Below are 1,858 nucleotides of genomic sequence, written 5' to 3'. Positions count from 1 at the left end.
CTTATTCCAAAACGTTTACAAACAGCCTGATCAGTAAGTTTTTCCTGTTCTTTTATTTTAAATACTTGTTTGCGAAAATCTAAACTATAACTCATACAGCTAAGATAAGACTTTTTATAATGAGTCTGCTATAAAGCCAATTTGTAAAAAGTTTGACTATTATATCTAAGTACATGACAAAAATTGTAATACATTGATATTCATTTTATTTAACCTATTCATAAGTATGTTGTTGAGATGATTTAACCCATATTTAAAAACACTTAAGGCTTTTCTTTGGTGTTTTTTATTTTTATGGCTTTAATATTCTGATCTACAAAATCACCAATCTTGTAACACCAAACTAAGGCTATCATTACGATCATAAATAATTTTTCTAATCTCTTCTGGTCAGTCACATGTGTGCTTTCAATATTAAATCCGCTGCTTTTAAAAGCTTTAAAAAGAGTTTCTATCTGCCATCTTTTTTTATAATACTCCCAAGATTCTTCTGGTTTATTAAGGGAAACCAGAATTAAAGTATCTAATTTACCCTTTTTGTCAAACCCCTTCACACCAGATACATAGCATAGAGCATCGTTGATTTTCACTATTTTCGGATGATGATAAAACTCGCCTTTCTTTAATTTGTTAAACAGCCAAAACACAGGTTTTTCCTGATTTCTATCAAAGCAAAATACCTTGAAGTTTTTCCTTAGCCGAATATAATACCTTATGTTGTTTTTGTTTAAAAACTCCAGCCAGTGATGCCCTACAAATTCTCTGTCTGCCAGTAAGCAATTAATATAATCCCTGCCAAACCAAGTGATGAACTGTCTTATTAATTTTATTCTTTCTGTGGTATCAGAATTACCTCTTTTATCTAATGTTCTGAACATGATTGGAATAGCAATGTTTTTATAGCAGATTCCAAGCATCAGGATATTGATATTGGAACTTCCAAACTTCCAGTTAGTACGATCCAGCACCAAAACCAGATTTTCCTTTTCAGGCAAAATATTGAATATAAAACCGGAAATCAACTTCATGGGCAAATCAAAATCTGCCATAAACCTTTGTATTCTCCGGAAGGAACTTCCCGCTGTGGAATTACTGTCAAAAGCATTAGCTAAAGACAGATAATTAACTGTTTTTACTTTACATAAAGCTAAAATCAAAAGTGAAATAAATTTCAATCGGGCTTTATTGATTTTTGTTTCAAAATTATGCTCTAAAACTGAATCTAATTCTATAATTTTATAATCTTGACTGGTATTGGTATACTTAGTTGAATGCCTGAGAAACATCTTCTAATTTACTAAATATCAGTCATTTAAACAAATAACAACACTTTATCTTGTTGATTTTCAATATTTTGAAACTTTTGTCATGTACTAAACTATTATATATTAAAGATTATAGCTGCCATTTCTCCCTTCATTTAGTATTTTCAAATAAAACTCAAACATTAGTTTAAATTTCCCCAAAATATTATTACAGTGTATCAGTATTTTACGTTTAAATATGAATGCAAGATGAAATTAAAGTTAACAAAACTTGTTTTGCGTTACAATAAGTTGTTATCTTTGCCCCACTGAAAACGAGAGTTGATCAGTAAGCGCAGAAGAGCTTTTAGACAAGCATATAATTTACGATTCCTGAAAAGAGGCGATGCGTCTTTTTTAAGAGATTCTGATATTTTCCTTCATTATTTTAAAATAAAAAAACTTAAAATAAAACTTGCGGGAATAAAAAAGATCAGTATCTTTGCAGTCCCTAAACAGGGAAGCGCAGGAGTAGAAGATTGAGGTTTAGAGAGGAGTTAAGGTTACAGAAAAAACTTTAAAATTTTCTTTCAAAACATTTGGTCAGATGAAAA

The 1,858-nt window shown here is 30.1% G+C and carries 1 protein-coding gene; it reads right to left on the bottom strand.

The features are described 5' to 3' along the window. Window positions 1-263 precede the first annotated feature (263 nt). On the bottom strand, window positions 264-1,157 hold the full coding sequence (locus H6W52_RS20980; RefSeq protein ID WP_228459458.1) for an IS4 family transposase: 894 nt from the start codon (window positions 1,155-1,157) through the stop codon (window positions 264-266). Window positions 1,158-1,858: the final 701 nt, after the last annotated feature.

This window comes from Chryseobacterium sp. C2(2020), from assembly GCF_014218915.1.
Taxonomy (GTDB): domain Bacteria; phylum Bacteroidota; class Bacteroidia; order Flavobacteriales; family Weeksellaceae; genus Chryseobacterium; species Chryseobacterium mucoviscidosis.
This window is presented reverse-complemented; position numbering and strand designations above follow the sequence as displayed.